This is a genomic window from Microvirga sp. GN3 (assembly GCF_055792825.1).
The window spans coordinates 50,195-68,582 of record NZ_JBVVAK010000027.1 but is presented as its reverse complement, the minus strand read 5'-3'; the positions used below and the strand labels follow the sequence as shown (position 1 = coordinate 68,582).

Genomic DNA, 18,388 nt, shown 5'->3' with positions numbered 1-18,388 from the left:
AACTAAAGCCGGACGCAGCACGCATGCTGCGCTCAGAGTAACAGACTGGCAGATCACAAACCCTCATACCATTCTGCGTCTCCTTAAGGCCAGCAACTCGGCGTCAAGATCAACCTGACCAGCCTTGATCATGCGCACGATGGATCGGAAATAGCCGCCAGCACTTCGGATCCTGTTCCGACCACTTGAGACGTCATCGTCATAGAGCTGCAGGACATAAATCGCGGCCGTCGCAGCTTGGACAGCGCCGATCTCCTCGACAGCCTCATCCCACGCGCTCGGGTGAGCCCCGAGAGACGCTCTCAGGAAGCGGCCTGCCGCAATAACATCGACGATGTCGCGGATGGGATGGGAACAATGGGAAACCACCGGACAGGCTTCGGAGATCAAAGCCGGCAGCAGCGGCCCGGATCGCAGCTGGCTTCGACCGGCAGGCTGAGCATCAACCCGGATGCCCTTGTCACAAGTCTCACTAGGCAATCCTTTCTCTGTTTCTATTTGTCGGCATTCCGTGCCGCCACAGCCCGCCTGATAGAAGGCTTCTTCGGCGAACTGCCGGACCTCTTTCCACGCTTTGAGCAGCCCCTCTGGAAGGGTCGATCCAGAACGCTTGGGGGTGCGGGCCTTCAGCGTGGCGAGGCTGCTCTCGATCTGACCGCGATCAACGGCAGGGTGATATTGAGCGAGCGCACTGAGCGCTTCCTCGACCGCACGGCGGCAGATGGTAATCTCGTCAAAGGAACGCTTCAGGTGTTCCTTCAGGCGCTTCTGTTCGGCAATGACCGCGGTCCACTCGCCTCTGCGGGCATAGAGTGGCGTCAGATCGAATCCGAAGGCATCCACGATGGTACCGGCAGCATCGCGCACAGCATAGCGCTTGCCGTTGGACGAGTCCTTCGGGATCACAAGCTGGCATTCGATGAGGGCCCGAACGGCATTGCGAACGGCACGTTCCGATAGCCCCGTCGTGGACATCAGACGCTGATTGGAAGGCCAGACAAGCAGCCGGTCCATCTCCTGTTCGCCCCAGCACGCCACCAGTTGGCTCAGCACCAGACGCTGCGGAGCACTCAATCCAAGCGCCTTCTCGGCTTCGCGAGCGGACGCCGAGAGTTCTTTGCGTGTCACGGCGCGCCCGACTTCGAGCGCAAACTTCCTCGCGGCCAAAGCAGCGTGTCTCAGCCGCCGGCCTCCTGACGATGCGAGCTGCATCGTATCCCTCCATGTTGAGGGCAAAGCGGGTGCGTTCACCGAAACCGATGTTGTTGACACCCAGCTTATCGGGATGGCATAAGGATTGCTGTCAAACGAATCCGTCGCCGTCCCTCGGTGACTCCAAAGGCCCTCGAAGTTCCCGCTTCGTGGGCCTTTTGCTTTGCCTAGCCTTAGTTCACGTTTGTCTTCTCCTGATCGAAGAGCGCTGCGGGGCGATGGGCGATTGCATGCCGGCTTGCTCGATCACCCCTCGCGAGGGTGTCGAACCCACGCCGATGACCTCAGATGCCAAGCACGTCGGCCTCCCGGAATCCTGCTCAACGACAGGTTTCTCGGAAGTGCCGATGACCGCGGTACTCAGCGTACCGACGGTGCAAACTCCATTGTCTCGTAACGCCGCCAGAGATGTCCGATTCGGTGTTACGGGTGGAGTCGATCTGTAAGAATTGGTTAAGGCTGACCACAGATTTGTTGAAAAGGCGGAAGCCATGCGATTCGCCGGGGTAGAACCGCCGAGTCAAGACAAAGCTGATATTGACTACACGGCGACCGCTTGATTCGACTGGTATCCAGCTTTTACTGAAACGGCCTCAGAGTTATCCACGGAATGCTGGATGGACTGCCAGGTATATTTCAGATTACATCTTGATCGATGCCTTATGGCGCATCTCAAGCGGGAGATATCCATCCGATGCTCCACTCTTTGAAGAGCGCATCGTTGGATGCGGAAAACGTGTGGCGAGCAGGCACCGCTCCACTCGCATGGCAACTTGCCACCGATCGACGTCGACCTTGGGGGCGGTGAGGCCATCCATCGCGCGATCATCGATTAAAGACTGTCGTTGCGGCGTCAAATGCGGGCCACTGACTCAGTCGCAGAGACGAGCCGGAGCCTTCCATTGTGGCAACCGCTATTGAAAAATCTCGAGCGCGGACGCTGTTTCATTTCGGAAAACCCACCGGCAAGCAAGCAGATACTACTTTAGTCGCTACAGGCAGGACTGCGATCATCATAACGGGCAGATCTCTGAGCCCACCTATAACCTTTAGGAATAAAGTGCCCAATTTTTCGACTTTGACATAAGTTTGTCTGCCTTACAGCCTCTGGCTTCCAGACGGGAGAATAAAGGCTATGAAGCGCAATATTTTATCGGCAACTTCGGCTCTCGCTATGCTTATGCTGGGCGGCGCCTTCGCGGGCACTGCGGCTCAGGAGAAGGTGCTGCAGATCAGCGCCGGCGGTACCGACATCGCGACCCTCGACGCTCACCGGGCAAGTGCGACGACCGATAAAGCATTGGTCGGCTGGATGTACAATGGCCTTGTCCGCTTCCCTCCGGGAAGCGCCGATCCGAAGGATCTGCAGCCCGATCTTGCCGAGCGTTGGGAGACCTCTGCCGATAGGAAGACTTGGACGTTCTTTCTTCGCAAGGGGATAAAGTTCCACGACAACTGGGGTGAACTCACGGCAGACGATATCGTCTACTCGCTCAAGCGTGCCGCCGATGCTAAATCCTCAACCTTCGCGGCCAATTTCGCCAGCATCGGTACCGTCGAGAAGGTCGATGACTATACCGTGCGGATCACCTTGAAATATCCGGATGCGAACTTCCTTGGAACCGTATCCAATTACCATGGCGGCAACATCGTCAGCAAAAAGGCGGCAGAGGAACTCGGCACCAAATATGCCTCACAACCGGTCGGCACGGGGCCGTTCAAGTTTGCCGAGCATGTGACCCAGCAATACGTCAAGCTCGTCGCCCACAAAGACTACTTCCGTGGCGCTCCGAAGATCGATTCGATCATGTATCGCATGATCCCGTCGGACAGCGCCCGTGAGCTGGCATTCGCGTCGGGTGAACTGGACGTGATGTACGGGAAGCGTGAGCAGCGCTGGGTCAATACGGCACGCAAGCGCGGAAACATGATCGTGGATATCTTCCGGCCGGGCGAGTTCCGCACGCTTCACCTCAACCGCAGCATTCCGCCGCTTGATGACGTTCGCGTCCGTAAGGCCATCGCATATGCCGTGAATGTCGATGACATCGTGCGCTATGTCGGCAAGGATGTGGGCCCGAAGGGCTGCTCGGTTGTTCCTCCGGGCTATCTTGGTGAAGACTGCTCGGCAGGAAGCTACGAGTATAACCCGGAGAAGGCCAAGGCGCTTCTCGCTGAGGCCGGACACGGCAACGGGCTCGTTCTCAAGTCTGTCGTCTCCAACATCTCGGCGCAGCTGCCGATCATGGAGATTGTGCAGTCGCAGCTCGCCAAGGTCGGGATCAAGCTCGATATGAACGTGGTCGATCACCCGACATACCAGAGCCAGAGCAGAAAGGATGCAAGCGCCATTGTTTTCTATGGTGCGGCACGCTTTCCGATCGCCGATACCTACCTGACGGAATTCTATCACTCGAATTCCATTGTCAGTAAGCCTACCGCGGTCACCAACTTCTCCCACTGCTCCGTGGCTGATGCGGAAATCGACGGCGCGCGCGCGGAGAGCGATCCTGCCAAGCAGCTCGCGCTCTGGAAGGAGGCTCAGCGCAAAATCCATGAGGATGTCTGTTCCATCCCCCTGTTCGATCTTCAGCAAGTCTGGGCCCGCAACGAGCGGGTGGATCTTGGTTATGAGCTGAAAGGCGCCATGAACCTCGCTCCGCCGATTACCGAAGCAACCACGCTCAAGTCTCGCTGAGCAGTTCGCGGGAGATGCGCTCGGCTGTCAGGCGTGTCTCCCGCAGAAATGTCTCGACAAGACCCGCATTGCGATTCTCGCGGATGCGACAGAGCTGAAAGTCGAATGGCACGAGCGGCTCGAACCGACGGACAGCGACACGGCCCTTCATTCCGCTGATGAACAGGGGGTGGACCAGAGATACGCCAAGGCCCGCGGCGACGAATTCGCAGAGCGTGGGAGCTGTCGTGGTCATCAAAACGACGTTCAGCCTGACGGAATAGCTCTCGAAAATTGACGTGATCCGCTGGCCGGTAGAGCTCTCCGGATCGAATGAGAGAAACGGTACATTATCCAGATCATTTGGTTCGATCACGCTGCGCTCCGCAAGAGGATGGTCGAGCGGCATGACGCAGACGAGCGGGTGCTCCATGAGCGGCTCGGACATGATGTAAGGATTATCTATGCGCGAGCTGATGAGCCCGACGTCCAGCTTGCGGGTCACCAGCCAATCCGCGATCCACTGTGAGCTTCGCGTCTGAATTGAGCAGTAGACATTCGGATGCGAGCGGAGAAAGCTCATGGTCGCCTGCTGGATGAATGCGCCGGCTAGAGCAGGCATCACTCCGACCAGCAATTGTCCCTGCTCCTCCCTGCGGATGGCTGCAACGGCGTTCTCAACCTGCCGGATGCCAGCGAAGATTCTGTCGATCTCCTCATAGAGGCGCATGCCGCGCTCCGTTGGCGCTAAGCGACCCTTCACCCGATCGAAGAGCTCAAGACCGGTATCCTCTTCCAGGTGAGCAATCAGCTTGCTGACCGCGGGCTGCGAAATGCTAAGCATTTCGGCCGCTCTGCTGACCGTCCCGTTCTCAATCACGGACTTGAACGCTTCGACTTGGCGAAGATTGAGTGGGCGACGCATCCTATAACCTTCATGAATAGGCCGGCAATAATTACGACTTTGACGAAATAGACACTGTCTTCGTACCGTCATGTTCTGCAAGAGGAAAATCAATGCAGACGGACGTTATCGTCATCGGAGCAGGAACTGTCGGAGCCGCAATCGCCTTCGGATTGGCGCAACGGGGGCAGCGTGTCCTCGTGCTCGATGGCGACGATGGGGATTACCGCGCGGCGCGCGCGAATTTCGGCCTCGTCTGGCTGCAGGGCAAAGGCATGAACATGCCTGCCTATCAGGAATGGACGCGGCGCAGCGTCGATCTCTGGACGGAGTTCAACAACGAGCTGGCAGATCTGACCGCAACCGATCTCCAATATGAGAACAACGGCGGCCTTGCTTTCTGTCTCGGCGAAGAAGGGCTCGAAAAGCGTCGGCAGTACCTCCATACCCTGCATGAGCAGCGGGGCGGCAACGATCTCGGCTTTGAAATGCTCGACCGGACGGCGCTCGAAAAGCTTTTCCCCCGTGTACGCTTCGGGCGGGAGGTCAGCGGTGCAAGCCTGGGACTGCATGATGGCCACGCCAACCCCCTGAAATTGCTTGCCGCATTGCATTCAGGCATCACCAAGCAGGGAGGCGCCCTGCGCCATTGCAGCAGGGTCACAGCAATCATCCCCGGCTCGCAGGGCTTTACCGTCGAGACGCAGGAGGAGCGCTTCTCCGCCTCCCGCGTGGTCATCGCCGCAGGGCTCGGATCCACGGCCCTGGCTGCGCAGGTCGGCCTTCATGTGCCGCTTCGTCCGCAGCGTGGGCAGGTTTTGGTGACGGAACGGATCGCACCTTTGCTCCCCTTGCCGGCGAGCGGTCTGCGTCAGACCCGTGAGGGTACGATCATGATCGGTGCGACGCAGGAGGAAGTCGGCTTCGACACGTCGACAACAGGCCACGCCGCCTCACTTCTCAGCCGCAAGACAGCACAGCTGGTGCCGGCGCTTGCCGATCTCACACTCGTGCGGCAGTGGGCTGGGCTGCGGGTCATGACCCCGGACAGCTATCCGATCTACGCCGAGTCGCCGGTCCATCCGGGTGCGTTCGTGACCTTATGTCATTCCGGCGTCACGCTCGCCGCCGTCCATGCCACGATCATTGCGGAGGCTATCATCGCTGGTGAGCTGCCCTCCACCCTCGCCCCCTTCCACCATAGGCGTTTCGATGTTCCGAAAGCTGCATGAGCCCTCCGAGAGGGCTGTTACCGTCTTCATCGACGGCGTTCCCGCGCCGGCAGAACTGGGCGAGAGCGTCGCCGCTGTATTGTTGCGCGAGGCTCCTCACTGGTCCCGCACAACGCCGGTGACTCAGAGCAAGCGCGCCCCCTATTGCATGATGGGAGTCTGCTTCGAATGTCTCGCCATCGTCGATGGCGTCGCCTCCGTTCAAACCTGCCTCACCCCCGTGCGCGACGGAATGCGCATCGAGCGCCAATACGGAAAGCGGAGTCTCAGCGCATGACGAGCGTGGATCTTTTGATTGTCGGTGCCGGTCCGGCCGGAATGGCCGCAGCCGTCGAGGCGCGGCGCCACGGCCTCGACGTGCTGGTGATCGATGACCAGCCGGAGCCCGGCGGTCAGATCTGGCGTTCTGTCGAGACGGTTGCTGCGGCGCCGCGCGGCGCGCTTCTCGGCAAGGCTTATCAGTCAGGAAAGGCGTGCGCGGAGGCCTTTCGTGCCAGTGGTGCGAAGTATGAGCCGGGCACCCAGCTCTGGCAGATCGAGCCCGGCTTTCGCGCCTTCGTGACCCGCAACAGGCAGGCGTCCGTAATCCAGGCCAAAAGCGCGATCCTGGCGACGGGGGCTCAGGAACGCCCTGTTCCTTTCCCGGGCTGGACATTGCCGGGGGTCCTCACTGTCGGTGCAGCCCAGATCCTTCTGAAAACATCCGGACAAATTCCGAGCACACCCGTATGGATCGCAGGCAGCGGCCCGCTGCCTCTCCTTTACATGGTCCAACTCCTGCGTGCCGGTGGCAAGATCGCCGGATATCTCGACACGACTCCTCCAGGCCGGCGCCGGGCCGCCCTGCCCCATCTCGCCAAGGCAGTCGGCGCAGCGGGCGATCTCCTGAAAGGCCTTGCCTGGTGGGGAATGCTCCGCAAGGCCGGGATTCCGATCATAAAGCATGTCGCCGATATCGAAGCGATCGGTTCGGAGCGCATCGAGGCCATCCGGTATCGCACGCGGGATGGACAGGAGCGGACCTCTCCCGCGAGCGTCCTTCTCGTGCATGAAGGCGTCGTGCCGAGCATCCATGCGGCGCTGGCGCTGGGCTGTGCGGTGGAATGGAGCGAAAACCAGGACTGCTACGTGCCGGTGCTGAACGCTTGGGGAGAAAGCTCCCAATCCGGGATCTTCATCGCTGGAGATGGAGCGGGTATCGCAGGTGCGCAGGCAGCACTGCATCGCGGCAGGCTGGCGGGGCTCGGAGTGGCCATGAAACTCGGGCGCGTCGGGGAGCGTGCAGCGGAGGAGGCCGCGAGACCCATCCGGCAGAAGCTCGCCCGGGAACTTGCGCTCCGGCCATTCCTCGACGCTATGTACAAACCCCGTCCTGAGGTGTTTGCCCCGAGCGATGCAACCATCGTGTGCCGCTGCGAAGAGGTTACGGCTGGCGATATCCGCGCCATGGCGGCCGTGGGACGTCCAGGCCCCAATCAGGTCAAGGCCTTCACACGTGCGGGGATGGGCCCATGCCAGGGACGGCAATGCGGCTACACGGTCACGCAGATCCTCGCCGCTGCCGAGGGACGCCTGCCGAAGGACGTCGGTTTCTACCGTGTCCGTCCGCCGCTCAAGCCGGTGACGCTCGGCGAGCTTGCCTCTCTTGAGCAGGAGAAGGCTTCGTGAGCAGGATCATTCCCGATACCGCGGTGATCGGTGGCGGACTGCACGGTTTGTCAGCCGCGCTCCACTTGGCGCGCGCCGGGCGGCGCGTCGTCGTCCTCGAGAAATCGTGGGTCGGCCGTCATGCCTCCGGCGCGACGGCAGCGGGCGTGCGCACCTTGGGGCGCGATCTGGCCGAGGTGCCGATCTCGCTCGAAGCCATGGACATGTGGCATCGAATCGAGACGATCGTCGGCGACAGTTGCGGCTTCCATTCCTATGGCCAGATCAGAGTCGCGGAGTTTGACGACCATCTTCCAGCCTTGGAAAAGCGTGCCGACACGATGCGTCAGCATGGCTACAGCCATGAGGAAATGATCGATCGCTCGGAGCTGAGGCGCCTGGTTCCTGCCTTGAGCCCGCATTGCGTGGGGGCGCTCGTCGCGCGTCGAGACGGGGCGGCCGATCCGCACCGCACGATTCGTGCCTTCCGGCGCAGCTGCGAAGCTAGCGGCGTCGTCATCCATGAGGGCTGCGGCGTCACGGCCATTGAACAGCGCGGATCTGACTGGCACATCCGTACTGGTGAGCAGGAATTTACAGTGCCGGTCATCGTGAACGCAGCCGGAGCCTGGGCGGCTCGGCTGGCCGCCATGGTCGGCGACGTCATCCCTTTGGGTCTCAAGGCCTCGATGATGATCGTCACCGAGCGCTTGGCCCCTTTGCTGGATCCGGTCGTCAGCGTCGTCGGCCGTTCCTTGTCCTTCAAGCAGTCGGATCAGGGCACTCTCGTCATCGGTGGCGGCCTGCAGGGCAGCGCCGATATCGACACGTTGAAGAGCACGGTGAATTTTATCGAACTCGCCAAAGGCGCGCAGGCTGCAACTGACCTCTTCCCGAGCGTGCGCGATGTTCGGATCGCCCGAACATGGGCTGGAATGGAGGCCAAGACGAAAGATCTTCTACCCGTCGTCGGCCCCTCACCCAATGCGCCGGGTGTTTTCCATGCATTCGGATTTTCTGGGCATGGCTTCCAGCTCGTGCCCGTTATCGGATCCATCATTTCGGATCTCGTGGTCCAGGGCGAAACTCGGCGTCACATCAGTCCCTTCTCGGCCGAACGGCTCATGACCACACGAGCGGCAGCATGATCAGATACACCATCAAGCGCCTCCTGCTGGCAGTTCCCACCCTGTTCGTCATGCTGACAGCCATCTTCGTGCTGGTACGGCTGGTGCCTGGAGATGCGGCGTCCGTCATCCTCGGCGATCAGGCGACGGAGGCTTCGCTACGCGCCCTTCGCGCGCAACTTGGGATCGACCAGCCGGTCTACGTACAATATTTGAGCTTTCTGGGAGACGTATTGACCGGCAATCTCGGGCAGTCGCTCAGCAGTGGCCGCTCGGTGGTCCACGAGGTGCTGCTCGTTCTTCCTTATACGATCGAGCTGACTTTCGCGTCGATCGTGATCGGTATCGTGCTCGGCCTGCCTCTCGGCATTGTGACAGCGGTCCATCGGAACGGCTGGACCGATTATGTCGGCAGGCTCGTCTCTCTCGTAGGCCTGTCGTTTCCAGCCTTCGTGTCCGGAATCCTCCTTCTCATCGTGTTCGCAATCGAGCTAGGGTGGTTTCCCGTACTCAACTCCGGCAATACCAGCGATCCGATCGAGCGCCTGCGCAACCTCGCGCTGCCGGCGCTCAATCTCGGCATCATCATGATGGCCTATGTGGTGCGCGTGACCCGCTCGTCCATGCTGGGAGTTCTTGGCGAGGATTACATCCGTACGGCGCGTGCGAAAGGCGTGCGTCCGGCGAAACTCATCCTCCGACATGCCCTGCGAAACGGACTCATTCCCATTATCACGGTCGTCGGTCTCTACTTTGGCACCCTGATCGGCAACTCGGTGCTGACAGAGATCATCTTCAACCGCCCCGGGCTGGGCAAGCTGATCCTCGGTGCGCTCAACGCCCGCGACTACACGCTGCTGCAGGGCCTGATGATCATATTCGCCATTTGCGTGATCATCGTGAATACCTTGACCGATCTAGCTTATGGCCTCGTTGATCCAAGGGTGAAGTACAAATAATGGCTAGCGCTGTCTCCTCCTCCCCTGCGCGGCCCGGAGGCCTCTGGCTGGCGTTCTCCAGGAACCGCCTGTCATGGGTTGGGCTCGTCCTTCTCGCGGCCATCATCCTGGTCGCGATCTTCGCACCGCTCATCGCTCCATATGATCCGCTGGAGCAGAACATCGTCGCCCGGCTCGAGCCGCCGTCCGCCGAGTTTCTGCTCGGCACGGACAGCTATGGACGCGATGTTCTCTCCCGTCTGATCTACGGCACACGTATCTCGCTCACCGTCGGTTTCATCGCAATCCTGATTGCCATGTCGATCGGTTCCACGATCGGCATTCTTGCCGGCTATGTGGGAGGGCTCTTCGATCAGATCGTGATGGGCCTGCTTGACGTCATGCTGTCCTTCCCGACCCTTCTGCTCGGCCTGATGATCGCGGCAATGCTCGGGGCGAGTCTGGAAAATCTCATCATCGCCATTGCGATCACCGAGATCGCTCCTTTCGCCCGCATTGCCCGCGCACCGACGATTGCTCTCAAGCAGAGGGACTTCGTCGAAGCCGGCAGGGCCCTGGGCTTCGGCCCAGTCCGCATCATGGGGGTCCATATCCTGCCCAACATGATCTCCGACGTGGTGGTCATGGGCTCCCTGTGGATGGCATCAGCCATACGAACGGAAGCCTCGCTTAGCTTCATCGGTCTCGGCGTGCCGCCGCCGACCGCCACCTGGGGCAGCATGATCCGCGAGGGATTCGAGAACATCCTGGATGCCTGGTGGCTCGCCGTCTTCCCGAGCTTGGCCATCCTCCTCACCGTCCTCGCGCTCAACCTCCTGGGCGACGCGCTGCGGGACGCGATCGACCCGAAGCTGAGGGCCGAGTAATCCGCCATGACGCAAACTCAAGAAACAGCCCTCGAGATCCGCGGTCTGCGCACCGAGTTCCGCATCGGTGGTCGCTGGTACCCCGCCGTCCGGGATCTGTCGCTCTCGGTCGCAAAGAACGAAACGCTTGCCATCGTCGGTGAGTCGGGAAGCGGCAAGAGCGTAACCGCTCTATCGATCCTACGGCTCCTGCCGCAGGCCGGTGCCCGGATCGGCGCAGGCGAGATTCAGTTCGACGGGCGGGACCTCGTCCAGCTCTCCGAGCGCGAGATGAGCAACATCCGCGGCAACTCGATCGCAATGATCTTTCAGGAGCCTATGACATCGTTGAACCCGACGATGACTGTCGGAGAACAGATCGCCGAAGCCATCACGATTCATCGGAAGGTGTCGCGATCCGAGGCCATGGCGGAGGCGCTTCGTCTTTTGAAGGAGGTGAAGATTCCTTCGGCTGAGAGCCGCCTGCATGACTATCCGCACCAGTTCTCGGGCGGCATGCGCCAGCGCGTGATGATCGCCATGGCACTCGCCTGCCGCCCCAAGGTGCTCTTGGCCGACGAGCCGACCACGGCCCTCGACGTGACCATTCAGGCGCAAGTGCTGATGCAGCTCGACGAGTTGAAAGAGACCTACGGCATGTCCGTCCTGTTCATCACGCACAATCTCGGCGTGGTGGCGCAGATCGCGGACCGCGTTGCAGTGATGTATGCGGGTGAGGTCGTAGAGCTTGCCACCGTCGACGCGTTGTTCGCACAGCCTACTCATCCCTACACATCAGCGCTCCTGCGCGCCATGCCGCGCGCGGACCGGGCGACCGACAATCTTGAGCCGATCCCTGGCGGCGTGCCGGCCGTCAGCGCCATGCCGGGCGGCTGCGCTTACGCGCCGCGCTGCCCTTACAGGCAGCCGAGCTGCGAGGAGACGCGGCCGGAGCTTATGCCCCTGGACGATACCGGGCATCTCGTCCGTTGTCCTGTTCGCCTTGCGAAAGGAAGAGGCTGATGACCGTGGGAACTGGAAACGGAAATCTCGAGGTCCGAAACCTCGCGAAGCACTTTACAATTGGCGGCGGGCTTTTTGGTCCTGAGCGGAAGGTTGTCCGGGCCGTCAACGACGTATCGTTCACCATTCCGAAGGGAACATCCGTCGGGCTGGTTGGTGAGTCCGGTTGCGGGAAATCGACCGTTGCGCGCTCACTCCTTCGCCTGATCGAGCCGGATGTGGGATCGGTAATCTTTGACGGAATTGACGTTAGAGCAGCCAAGGGGAGCGCCCTGCGTCAGCTCCGGCGACGCATGCAAATTGTCTTTCAGGATCCCTACTCGTCGCTCAATCCGCGCCGCACCATCCGCCAGGCACTCGAAGAGCCACTGAGCGTGCATCGGCTCGGTTCAGGCCGGGAGATCTCCGAGAGGGCGGAGATGGCGATCGCCGAGGTCGGCTTGCCGAAGGAGGCCATCGACCGCTACCCGCACGAGTTTTCCGGCGGCCAGCGGCAGCGCATCGGCATCGCGCGTGCACTCGTGCTCGATCCGGAACTGATCGTCGCCGACGAGCCGGTTTCGGCCCTCGACGTTTCCGTTCAGGCGCAGATCCTTCGCCTGCTCGAGAGCCTGCGCGAACGGCGCGGCCTCTCCTTCCTCTTCGTCTCGCATGACCTTGGCGTCGTCCGACATTTCTGCGACCGCGTCTGTGTCATGTATCTCGGGCGCATCGTGGAGCAGGGTAAGACCGCAGACGTGCTTGATATGCCTTTGCACCCTTACACGAAGCTCTTGCGCGACAGTTCGCCGGTGCCGGACCCGACGGCACGCCTTACCCTGACGAAAATCATGGGAGAGGTCCCCTCGCCTGCCAATCCGCCTCCGGGCTGCACTTTCCATCCCCGCTGCCCTCGAGCTGCCGGTCCGTGTCTGACCGACATTCCCGTGCTCGAAGAGCATGGCTCCGGCCGACTGGCGGCCTGCTACCACCCCGAAAGCTGGCCGAACCTGCGAACCGTCGCTGCAGCGAGCTAAAAACCTCGACCTTGGATAGTTTCTCGCGGCCGCGGGCCTGCCAATTTCACATGGAGAATACAATGCGTGTCGCCATTGCCGGCGCGGGAGGCATCGCCTTTGCCGCTGCAGCCTTTCTCAGCGAGAACGGCCATGACCCGATCCTCTGGTCGCCATCGGGGCAGCGAACGGGAGAACTGGCCGCCGGGCAGGCCCTGACAGCAACCGGTGCGGTTTCCGGCACCTATCGCCCGAAGGTGGCCTCCTCGGCTTCGGAGTTGGTCTCCGGCGCCGATGCAGTCCTGATCGCGCTTCCTGCCTATGGCCATCGTACGGTCATGGACGCCATCGCACCCCATGTGACAGGCGAGCAGGTTGTGATCATCAGCTCTCACGCATCGTTCGGAGCGCTCTACCTGTCCAAGAAGCTCGCCGAGCTGGGGACGAAGGCACCCATCGTGGCGTGGGGAACGACTGTCACCACAGGACGGCAGAAGAGTGGAACCGAGGTTCATGTTTCCACAGTGCGAAGCAAGGTCGATATGGCGACTGTGCCTCTCTCGGCCAGTGAGCGGGGGCTGGCCATGTGCCGCGCGCTGTTCGGTGATCGCTTCAATGAAAAGGACGATCTGCTCGCCATTGCGCTGAGCAACCTGAATCCGCAGAATCATATGGGCATCGCGCTGTGCAACCTGACGCGCATGGAGCGAGGCGAGACCTGGGGTCAGCACCAGAACGTGACAACGGCCGTCGGGCGCCTCTTCGAGGCCCTTGACGAGGAACGTCTGAACATTGCCCAAAGCTTCGGCCTATCGGTACGGACGGTTCGCGAGCACTATCATTTCTCCTACGGAGTCCCTGTGGGGCCGGTCGGTGAAATGGCCCAGGTCCTGGCGGAGCGAGGCGGCGGCCCCATGGGCCCCACCACTCTCGATACCCGCTATGTGACGGAGGATGCACCCTTCCGTCTTCTGCCGACAGTGCTGCTCGGCAAATTGACCAATACGCCCGCCACGCTTCACGAGGCTGGCTTGAACGTTTTCTCGGCCCTTTACGGCCGTGACTTCCGCAGGGAGAACGATCTTCTGCCAGAACTTGGTCTGGAGAACCTGTCGAAATCCGAGCTCCAGCGTCTTGCTCGTGAGGGGTGGACAGGCGCCACATGAGGCAAAGAGGCCTCATGCCCTTGCACGAAACCGTATCCATAGCGTTTAAGACGACGAGACATTGAAGGGTTGATGACGATGCCTATCGAAACGACGCCCTATGCTCTGATCGACTTGCGGAGCGATACGGTGACACGTCCGACGCGCCGCATGCTCGAGGCGATGAGCGCCGCGCCGGTTGGGGATGATGTCTGGGGCGATGATCCCACTGTTAGCAAGCTACAGCAGGTGGTAGCGGAGCAGGCAGGCAAGGAGGCGGCGGTCTTCTTTCCATCCGGGACACAGAGCAATCTCGCGGCTCTGATGGCCCATTGTCAGCGCGGCGACGAATACATCGTCGGACAGGACGCCCACACATACCGGTATGAGGGCGGGGGCGCAGCCGTTCTGGGCAGCATTCAGCCTCAGCCTATCGAAAATGCGCCCGATGGCACGCTGCCGCTTGAGAAGATCCGCGCTGCGGTCAAACCCGACGATTCACACTTCGCCCGAACCCAGCTACTTGCTCTCGAAAACACGATCGGCGGCAAAGTTCTGCCTGAAGCCTATGTACAGGAGGCCGCACGGTTAGTGCGGGATCTCGGCATCGGGTTTCATCTCGACGGTGCTCGAGCATGGAACGCTGGCGTTGCGAGTGGCTGCTCGATTGCTGACATCTGTGCGCCCTACGATTCGGTCTCGCTCTGCTTCTCCAAGGGGCTGGGCGCGCCGATCGGCTCCGTGCTCATCGGCAGCAAGGACTTGATGGATATTGCCCGGCGGTGGCGGAAGGTGTTGGGTGGAGGGATGCGCCAAAGTGGCTATCTCGCTGCCGCCTGTCTGTATGCTCTCGAACACCACGTTGGCCGGTTAAGTGAAGATCATGCCAATGCGCAGATCCTGGCGGCGGGTCTCGATGGAGTTGACGAGATCCGCGTAAAAGCGGTCGCGACCAACATGGTCTTTGCCGCAGTTCCCGCCGAACACTGCAATCCGCTGCGGGACTATCTACGCGACAACGGAATCCTTGCTGCGGTCGGCCAGACCACCCGTTTCGTAACACATCTGGGTGTAGGAGCGGACCAACTGCACAGGGTCGTTAGCACGATCAAGGATTACTTTCGGCTTCAGGGAAACGGACGATCCGACGGGGCAGAAGCTATGGCTCAGGCGACGGGAACATCTGGCCCGTATAGGGCCCATTGATGCAAGGTCCGTGACTGATCACCCTGATTTGGAAGCCTCACTGTGACGGAAGCTTTTCAGACCAGGACGGCATGAGCTAGTGTGGAACTGAGATCCATAGCAATCTCGTTGCTTGGTTTGTCCTCCTTCAACGGACAATCTATCTGATATCCTGTCGAATCGACTGAAGGCATTTGCACAGGACTGGCTCATGAAGAAGATCGGCTTTCTCTCGTTCGGGCACTGGTCACCCTCGCCGCAGTCACAGACGCGCTCGGCCGGCGATGTCCTCCTCCAATCCATCGACCTGGCCGTGGCGGCCGAGGAACTCGGCGCTGACGGCGCCTACTTCCGCGTTCATCACTTCGCGCGCCAGCTCGCTTCGCCCTTCCCGCTGCTCGCGGCGATCGGCGCGAAGACGAGCCGGATCGAGATTGGTACTGCCGTCATCGACATGCGCTACGAGAATCCTCTCTATATGGCCGAGGATGCCGGCGCGGCCGATCTGATCAGTGGCGGGCGTCTTCAGCTCGGCATCAGCCGCGGCTCGCCTGAGCAGGTGATCGACGGCTGGCGCTATTTCGGCTACGTGCCCAAAAAAGGCCAAAGCGACGCAGACATGGCCCGTCATCACACGGAAGTGCTTCTCAACGTCCTCAAGGGCGAGGGCTTTGCCGAGCCGAACCCACGCCCGATGTTTCCCAACCCGCCCGGCTTGCTGCGCCTCGAGCCCCATGCGGAGAGCCTGCGCGAGCGCATCTGGTGGGGATCCGCCTCCAATGCAACGGCGGTGTGGGCCGCACAGCGGGGCATGAACCTCCAGAGTTCGACCCTGAAGGAGGATGAGACGGGCGAGCCCTTCCATGTCCAGCAGGCCAAGCAGATCCGCCACTACAGGGAAGCGTGGAAGGAGGTGGGGCATGTCCGTGAGCCCCGCATCTCGGTCTCACGCTCTATCTTCGCACTCGTGGATGACCGCGACCGCGCCTATTTCGGGCATGGCAAGGACAGCGACCAGATCGGCATCATCGACAACATGCGCGCGATCTTCGGCCGCTCCTACGCCGCGGAGCCGGACAGGCTCGTGGAGGAACTGAAGGCCGACGAGGCGATTGCCGAGGCCGATACGCTGATCCTGACCGTGCCGAATCAACTCGGCGTCGATTACAACGCCCATGTCATCGAGGCCATTCTGAAGCATGTCGCTCCAGCGCTGGGCTGGCGATGACGATCCGGACAGTCGCTCGCCCGTAAGAGGGTTACAGCCCAATAGAAACGTTCGTGCCTTTGGAGCGAACGAATACCTCTGCGAGACAAGACGTGCGATTGCCAAGCCTGCTGCATGAAAACCGAAATGTCGGCTGTGGGGGTCAAACGTTCACATTCCGGCAGATCACCGGACATCGGCTCTTAGGTGCAGAAGCGGACCAAGCGCTGACGTCTAAGGAATGCCAGAAGCCGCCCTTCCAATGCAGGTTCCAAACCCACCACCGGTCGCCTCATATCTCTGACGCGCTATGTCGAACACCCGTGATTTCGCGAGGTCAGGAAAAGTTCCACGGCGAGCCATGTCATTGCTTTATGGCTGGGTTGTGCCCTACGGTGAAGCTTAGACGCTCCTAATCTGATCGGATGATGTTTGCGCCGCTTGATTTGGCGGCGCCAATCGGACGACCCGGGAGGATCTCATGAAAAACGGTCTGCTGCCCAGTCTGCTATTCGCGTCCCTGCTCACGACCACTGCACCCGTCCTCGCTCAGACCAGCGCGCCGAGTTCCGCGCTGGTCGAGCGGATCGCGGAGTTGAAGAAGAGCGCCATTGAAGGCGTCGAGGCCCGCGCCAAGCTCGCCCAGGAGATGAACGACTCGATCTTCAGCTTCGGCGAACTCGCGTTCCAGGAGTTCGAGACCTCGAAGTACATCACGGATATCCTCGAGAAGAACGGCTTCACCGTTCAGAGGAATGTCGCTGGACTGCCGACAGGATGGGTCGCCAAGTGGGGCTCGGGCGGTCCCGTGATCGCGCTCGGCAGCGACATCGACTGCATCCCGAAGGCTTCCCAGAAGCCAGGCGTCGCGTACCGCGACCCCATGATCGAAGGTGCGCCGGGACACGGCGAGGGCCACAACTCCGGCCAGGCGCTCAATGTGGTCGCGGCGCTTGCCCTGAAGGACATCATGGAACGGGAGAAGATCCCCGGCACCATCATGCTCTGGCCGGGCGTGGCCGAGGAGCTTCTCGGCGGCAAGGCCTACATGGTCCGCGACGGCGTGTTCAATGGTGTCGACGCCGTTCTCTTCACCCATGTCGGCAACAATCTCCAGACCACCTGGGGGCAGCCAACGGGCACAGGCCTGGTGTCGGTCGAGTACACGTTCAGCGGCGAGTCTGCCCACTCGGCCTCGGCTCCCTGGCGGGGACGCAGCGCGCTCGATGGCGTTGAAGTCATGAACATCGGCTGGAACATGCGCCGCGAGCACCTCCGGCCCGAGCAGCGCTCCCACTACGTCATCCCGGACGGCGGCGATCAGCCCAATGTCGTGCCGTCGGTCGCCAGCGTCTGGTACTTCATCCGCGAGCAGGATTTCGAGAACATCCGCAAGAACTTCGAGATCGCCAACACCATCTCGGAGGCCGCAGCGAAGATGACGGACACCACCGTCACCCGAAAAATCATCGGCACGGCGGCGCCCCGCCACTTCAACAAGCCGATCGCGGAAGCCGCCTACGCCAACATCCAACAGATCGGGCTGCCGCAATGGACCGAGGACGAACAGGTCTTCGCCAAGGCCGTGCAGCGTACGGTCAAGGGCAAGGAGGAAGGACTCGCCACCCAATTGAAGAAGCTCGAGCCACCCGTGGAGAAGCCCGAAAGCGGTGGCTCTGACGACATCGGTGACATCTCCTGGACGGTGCCGACGATCACGTTGAACTATCCGTCGAACATTCCCAACCTGCCAGGGCATCACTGGTCGAACGCGATGTCGATGGCGACACCGATTGCGCACAAGGGCGTCGTTGCGGGCGCGAAGGTGATCGCGATGACCACCATCGATCTGCTGTCGAAGCCGGAGCTGCTGGCGCAGGCCAAGGAGTACTTCGCCAAGGATCAACAGAAGAACCAGAAGTACGTGCCGATGATCTCGGCCGAAGACAAACCTCAGGTGCAGATCAACGCCGATATCATGGCGCAGTACCGCCCCGAGATGAAGAAGTACTATTACGACCCGTCCAAATACGCGACGTATCTCGATCAGTTGGGCATCAAGTTCCCGGTCCTCGAGAAGCCGAAGAACTGAAGCTCGCAATCGCGCCGAAGCCCCTTCGCGAAGGCCAAGGACGCAATCGACGGCGATCTCCGGAGACCGCCGTCGCTATCTCACCCGGACATACCTGGCTGAAGAAGGCTCCCTCGCACGAGTGAGCCGAGATGAAGT

At 61.1% G+C, this 18,388-nt stretch carries 15 protein-coding genes; 13 read left to right on the top strand and 2 right to left on the bottom strand.

The genetic code is table 11. The annotated features are described in order from the left end of the window. Positions 1-63 precede the first annotated feature (63 nt). A complete protein-coding gene (gene repC, locus ACS5Q1_RS15210; RefSeq protein ID WP_473098992.1) occupies positions 64-1,212 on the bottom strand; it encodes a plasmid replication protein RepC in 1,149 nt (382 codons plus the stop codon). A 1,135-nt stretch (positions 1,213-2,347) separates the two neighbouring features. Here repC and ACS5Q1_RS15205 point away from each other — a divergent pair. Continuing rightward, positions 2,348-3,910 (top strand): ABC transporter substrate-binding protein, encoded by a 1,563-nt coding sequence (locus tag ACS5Q1_RS15205; RefSeq protein ID WP_473098991.1) that lies wholly within the window; start codon positions 2,348-2,350, stop codon positions 3,908-3,910. Here ACS5Q1_RS15205 and ACS5Q1_RS15200 read toward each other — a convergent pair. Beyond that, a complete protein-coding gene (locus ACS5Q1_RS15200) occupies positions 3,897-4,814 on the bottom strand; it encodes a LysR substrate-binding domain-containing protein (protein ID WP_473098990.1) in 918 nt (305 codons plus the stop codon). The two genes, ACS5Q1_RS15205 and ACS5Q1_RS15200, sit on opposite strands and share 14 nt — an antisense overlap. Before the next feature lie 92 nt (positions 4,815-4,906). Between ACS5Q1_RS15200 and ACS5Q1_RS15195 the strand changes: the two genes are divergently transcribed. From ACS5Q1_RS15195 to ACS5Q1_RS15140, 12 genes are all read left to right on the top strand, one after another. Beyond that, complete coding sequence (locus ACS5Q1_RS15195; protein WP_473098989.1) at positions 4,907-6,025, top strand: NAD(P)/FAD-dependent oxidoreductase; 1,119 nt, start codon at positions 4,907-4,909, stop codon at positions 6,023-6,025. Next, on the top strand, positions 6,006-6,302 hold the full coding sequence (locus ACS5Q1_RS15190; RefSeq protein WP_203441062.1) for a (2Fe-2S)-binding protein: 297 nt from the start codon (positions 6,006-6,008) through the stop codon (positions 6,300-6,302). The genes ACS5Q1_RS15195 and ACS5Q1_RS15190 overlap by 20 nt, the downstream gene beginning before the upstream one ends. Beyond that, on the top strand, positions 6,299-7,693 hold the full coding sequence (locus tag ACS5Q1_RS15185; protein ID WP_473098988.1) for an FAD/NAD(P)-dependent oxidoreductase: 1,395 nt from the start codon (positions 6,299-6,301) through the stop codon (positions 7,691-7,693). The genes ACS5Q1_RS15190 and ACS5Q1_RS15185 overlap by 4 nt, the downstream gene beginning before the upstream one ends. Beyond that, positions 7,690-8,820 (top strand): NAD(P)/FAD-dependent oxidoreductase, encoded by a 1,131-nt coding sequence (locus ACS5Q1_RS15180; RefSeq protein WP_473098986.1) that lies wholly within the window; start codon positions 7,690-7,692, stop codon positions 8,818-8,820. The genes ACS5Q1_RS15185 and ACS5Q1_RS15180 overlap by 4 nt, the downstream gene beginning before the upstream one ends. Further along, complete coding sequence (locus ACS5Q1_RS15175; protein ID WP_473098985.1) at positions 8,817-9,758, top strand: ABC transporter permease; 942 nt, start codon at positions 8,817-8,819, stop codon at positions 9,756-9,758. Before ACS5Q1_RS15180 ends, ACS5Q1_RS15175 begins: the two co-directional genes overlap by 4 nt. Next, entirely contained in the window at positions 9,758-10,624 is an 867-nt protein-coding gene (locus tag ACS5Q1_RS15170) for an ABC transporter permease (protein WP_473098984.1), read from the top strand. Before ACS5Q1_RS15175 ends, ACS5Q1_RS15170 begins: the two co-directional genes overlap by 1 nt. 6 nt (positions 10,625-10,630) lie before the next feature. Continuing rightward, complete coding sequence (locus ACS5Q1_RS15165) at positions 10,631-11,626, top strand: ABC transporter ATP-binding protein (protein WP_473098983.1); 996 nt, start codon at positions 10,631-10,633, stop codon at positions 11,624-11,626. After that, positions 11,626-12,642 carry an ABC transporter ATP-binding protein gene (locus ACS5Q1_RS15160; protein WP_473098981.1) on the top strand — a complete coding sequence of 339 codons (1,017 nt, stop codon included), beginning with the start codon at positions 11,626-11,628 and terminating at the stop codon, positions 12,640-12,642. The genes ACS5Q1_RS15165 and ACS5Q1_RS15160 overlap by 1 nt, the downstream gene beginning before the upstream one ends. 62 nt (positions 12,643-12,704) lie before the next feature. Further along, entirely contained in the window at positions 12,705-13,787 is a 1,083-nt protein-coding gene (locus ACS5Q1_RS15155) for an NAD/NADP octopine/nopaline dehydrogenase family protein (RefSeq protein WP_473098980.1), read from the top strand. Between the two features lie 72 nt (positions 13,788-13,859). Then, positions 13,860-14,972 (top strand): low-specificity L-threonine aldolase, encoded by a 1,113-nt coding sequence (gene ltaE, locus ACS5Q1_RS15150; protein WP_473098979.1) that lies wholly within the window; start codon positions 13,860-13,862, stop codon positions 14,970-14,972. A 190-nt stretch (positions 14,973-15,162) separates the two neighbouring features. Beyond that, positions 15,163-16,179 (top strand): LLM class flavin-dependent oxidoreductase, encoded by a 1,017-nt coding sequence (locus ACS5Q1_RS15145; protein WP_473098978.1) that lies wholly within the window; start codon positions 15,163-15,165, stop codon positions 16,177-16,179. A gap of 460 nt (positions 16,180-16,639) precedes the next feature. Beyond that, positions 16,640-18,250 carry an amidohydrolase gene (locus ACS5Q1_RS15140; protein WP_473098977.1) on the top strand — a complete coding sequence of 537 codons (1,611 nt, stop codon included), beginning with the start codon at positions 16,640-16,642 and terminating at the stop codon, positions 18,248-18,250. Positions 18,251-18,388 lie beyond the last annotated feature (138 nt).